We start from the raw sequence: 4,063 nt of genomic DNA, 5'->3' as shown, positions 1-4,063 counted from the left end.
CCAAAAATACGGAAATGAATCAACTGTTTCCCATGGTTTAAGGAACCGCCGTATACGAGACCCGTACGTACGGTGGTGTGAGAGGCTCTCCGCTAGGCTAATGGCCTAGCGGCAGTCTACTCGATTGCCGACCCGTAGTTAATAGTTTGTTAAGTTTTTTAATGTTTCAAAAAAATCATCTTATAACTTGCAATCGTTTTGTAATAAAACCAGATTCAATTTTTATCCGCATTATATATAGACCTATATCAAGACGACTAATATCAATATTGGTTTCCACTTCATTAACTTCATAAGCATCCACTATTTTTCCTTCGAGGTTAAATATTTGTAATTGTAATATTTGGTCATCAGCGGAAACGGTAATCTGGGTATTGGCGGGATTGGGAAATAAAGAAACTTTATCGAAGTTCTTTTCTTGATAGGGACTGTGTAATTCATCTTCAATAATGGTAGGGGTATTGAAATAATAAAAAAACTTTTTTTCATCTAACTTCCAAGTTGATTGTTCAATCTCCCAGTCGTAAGTCACCCATAAAGTCCAGTTGCCATAGGAATTGTAGGTATATTCAGTTTTCCGGTCACCAACCCATTCTCCGGTTCCACTATCCCAGGAATAAGTCGCAGATAAAGTCGTATTGCCAGAGGAATCGTAGGTGTATTCTTCCTTCCTGTGACCAAAAGTCAAATACAAAGTTCTGTTGCCAGAGGAATCGTAGGTGGATTCAGTCTTTTGGCCCCCAACCCATTCTTCGTTTACACTATCCCAGTAATATTTCTCGTATAAAGTATTGTTGCCAGAGGAATCATAGGTGTATTCTTCCTTCGAACTGCTAACCCATACCCCGTTTTCACTATCCCATCTATAATACACCCGTAAAGTCATGTTGCCAGAAGAATCGAAGGTGTCTTCATACTTAAAGGAGCCAATCCAATCTCCGTTTACACTAAAACGGTTATAACTCTCATATAAAATCATGTTGTCTGAAGAATCGTAGGTGTATTCATACTTCCAGTCACCAACCCATTCTTCGTTTACACTATCCCAGTAATATCTCGCATCTAAAGTCTCGTTGTCTGAAGAATCGTAGGTGTATTCTCGCTTCCTGCTGCCAACCCATCCTCTGGTTACACTATCCCATTCATAAATCACCCATAAAGTCCTGTTTCCCGTGGAATCGTAGGTGACTTCATCCTTGGAGTCACCAACCCATTCTCCGTTTACACTATCCCATTCATAACTCGCAGATAAAGTCCTGTTTTCCGCGGAATCGTAGGTCGCTTCATACTTCCTTCGGCCAATCCATTCTCCGGTTTCACTATTCCAGTTATAACTCGCAGATAAAATCGCGTTGCCAGAGGAATCGTAGGTGGATTCAGTCTTGCTGTCGCCAACCCATTCTCCGTTTACACTATCCCAGTCGTAAATCACAGATAAAATCGCGTTGCCAGAGGAATCATAGGTGTATTCTTTCTTCCCTTGGAATGAGGAACCAATCCATTCCTTCTGCACACTATCCCAGTAATATCTCTCAAATAAAGTCTGGTTGCCTGAGGAATCGTAGGTGGATTCATCCTTCCTGTGTGCAACCCATTCACCGTTTTCACTATCCCAGTCGTAAATCACCCATAAAGTCCTGTTTCCATCGGAATCGTAGGTGTATTCTTCCTTCCTACTAAACACGGAATCAGTCTCAGAAGTATATACATAGCTACGTACAGAATCAAGTTGAGATTCTGCACTATTGCTTTTTAGCATATTTCTGTCAGAGAAAGAAGCAGAAAGGGGCTTTGAATGATGTTTAACTGGTTCAAAACCTTCCTTTTCTAAATATTGGTGTGCCCTTTCATTAGGTTTGAAATCTTCCGGAAATTCAAAACCTCTTTGTGCACTGGCATTTGCTATAGCCAATAGCATTAAAACGATTACATAGTTTGGGTTTTTCATTTTTATGTCTTTTTTGATTTTTTTAATATATCGTTCCGTTTAAGGTTCCAAAGTTTATATCTAACTGATTTATGCGTCTTTTTCCTTACTATGGGCGGCAACGTCCCGGCTATATGCGCCTGGCCCGTGGCTTTCAGACCCGCTGTGACTTTATCAGCTTGAATGCATGTGAGAGGGTAAAACAAAACCCTCAATATGCTGTGGATGCCACGGCTGGCGTATAATAGCTTTGTTGCCGCCCGTAGTTTCTATCGAATCAGGGTTTTACTATTCATAATTATTTCTTTGGTGTTTATCAAATCATGGCTCCAAGAAATTAAATCTTTATCAAGCCAATTTATTCCTTCAATCATTTCGTTTTCGTAATTTAATAGTGCTGCTAAATTCCAAGAAATTGGTTCGTGATGAAATATTCTATTTCTTAGCTTTCTTATCCCATTAAACTTTTTGCTCATTGTTTTCCGTTTTCTGTTATTTTTCGGACAGTTTGGGAAAGCAAATCGGATATTTTTCCAGAGCGAAGGTTCAAATTTTGAATCCAATAGCGAAGTCCAAAACCCAAAAGAAAGTTCGGATATTATTTTACCGGTTGATATTTCTTTTTTCTCTCTTAATATTGCGTTTCTGGCTTCAGTGATTTTATCTACCTGAAAACGAGTTACTAATTTTATAAATTCTGGATTTTCAAACCAGTTTTTATCATTGAATCTTCTCTCTAATTGACCGTGGATATTATTTCTCAATCCCACTTCCAATATCGAAAGAAGTGGATAGAATGCTTCAGAAATCTTAATGTTTGATTTATAGTGTTTAACGGCATTTTCAAAATCACCACCATGGTGTTTTACGTATGGTTCAAGTCTTTCTTCTGAAAAAATCCGTTCAATTGCTTTTCTATCCATTTATTATTATCTTTGTATTGTCGTCCCGGTCATTCCTCTCCCAGTCCTTATGCTGGTGATGAAGCCGGGTTTTTTGTTTTTATACCTTTCTGTTAATTATTTCAAAGTTAATATTTTTCTTTAGGTGTTCATTTTTTCCTTACTATGGGCGGCAACGTCCCGGCTATATGCGCCTGGGCGTGGCTTTCAGACCAGCTATGGATTTATCAGCTTGAACGCATGGGAGAGGGGAATACGAGACCCTCAATATGCTGTGCATGCCACGGCTGGCGTATATAGCTCCGTTATGCGCTTTTGTTTCTATGCTATTTCTGTTTTTCTCAATCAAAGGTTTGATTTATTCAATTTTTCAATGGATTCTCTAACCTTTTCTCTTTTTTCAGATTGAAGATAAGTTGGTGTTAATGTTTTCAAGCTTATCCCTAAAAGTTGATTGATTAATCCCAATTCTTTCAAATTTAATTATTTTGCTTAATATTAACTTTGTCTATCTAATTAATCAAGATGCTGGAGGTATTAGAGGTATTTTAATCCCAAAAGCAGTACTATCTTTTAATATTTGATTAACTATACTTTGAGAAATTGAGTCATATTCAAACGAATAGACTAAGCCGTATTCTGTGTAATTGTCAACAATCAATAGTCCATATTTTTCACAATAAAAGTAACTTGTTTCTTCATCTGAACTCTTGTGATTATCATAATCATACTTGAAAATTTTAAATTCTTGATTTTCTATTTGATATTTCTTTTGTGCAATTAAAGGGCATTCTGTTCCGATAATAAGCAGATTTGTTTTGTCCACCTTTGACCTTTTCAAAGAGTATAAAAGTTCGTCTCCACTTTTATCGTATTTGTAATAATAATATATCGAGTCATTTGTAGTTATCTTGTCAAGTAACAAATTATTTGACTCAATAATACTATCCTTTTTATAAACATGATAACGATGAGAAATAACTGGTAAGTTCAATTCATTTTTAGTTCTTTCTGTACAAGCAATAAGTATAAACGATAAAATTATCGACGATATTATTTTCGTTTTTCCCATTTATCCGTTTCTTTAAATTGAGATTCCAATTGCGCAACCGGGTAGCTTACGCCCCCTAAGAACCGTGCGTGCCAGTTTCCCGGCACACGGCTCAGGCACTTTTAAAGCCTGCCCGGTGAGGGAAGACCCGGCTGTTATTACTACTTTTGTTGTCGTTGACAA

Annotated in this window: 3 protein-coding genes; all 3 read right to left on the bottom strand. The window is 37.3% G+C overall.

What is annotated here, in order from left to right; genetic code table 11:
• Window positions 1-175: 175 nt before the first annotated feature.
• Complete coding sequence (locus DDZ16_RS20425) at window positions 176-1,948, bottom strand: T9SS type A sorting domain-containing protein (protein ID WP_109266341.1); 1,773 nt, start codon at window positions 1,946-1,948, stop codon at window positions 176-178.
• A gap of 248 nt (window positions 1,949-2,196) precedes the next feature.
• Window positions 2,197-2,850, bottom strand: a complete 654-nt coding sequence (locus tag DDZ16_RS20420; protein ID WP_109266340.1) for an Abi family protein — start codon at window positions 2,848-2,850, stop codon at window positions 2,197-2,199.
• Between the two features lie 499 nt (window positions 2,851-3,349).
• Window positions 3,350-3,901 (bottom strand): hypothetical protein, encoded by a 552-nt coding sequence (locus DDZ16_RS20410; RefSeq protein WP_109266339.1) that lies wholly within the window; start codon window positions 3,899-3,901, stop codon window positions 3,350-3,352.
• Window positions 3,902-4,063: the final 162 nt, after the last annotated feature.

Origin of the sequence: Marinilabilia rubra, assembly GCF_003121985.1 — a bacterium.
Taxonomy (GTDB): Bacteria; Bacteroidota; Bacteroidia; order Bacteroidales; family Marinilabiliaceae; genus Marinilabilia; species Marinilabilia rubra.
This window is presented reverse-complemented; position numbering and strand designations above follow the sequence as displayed.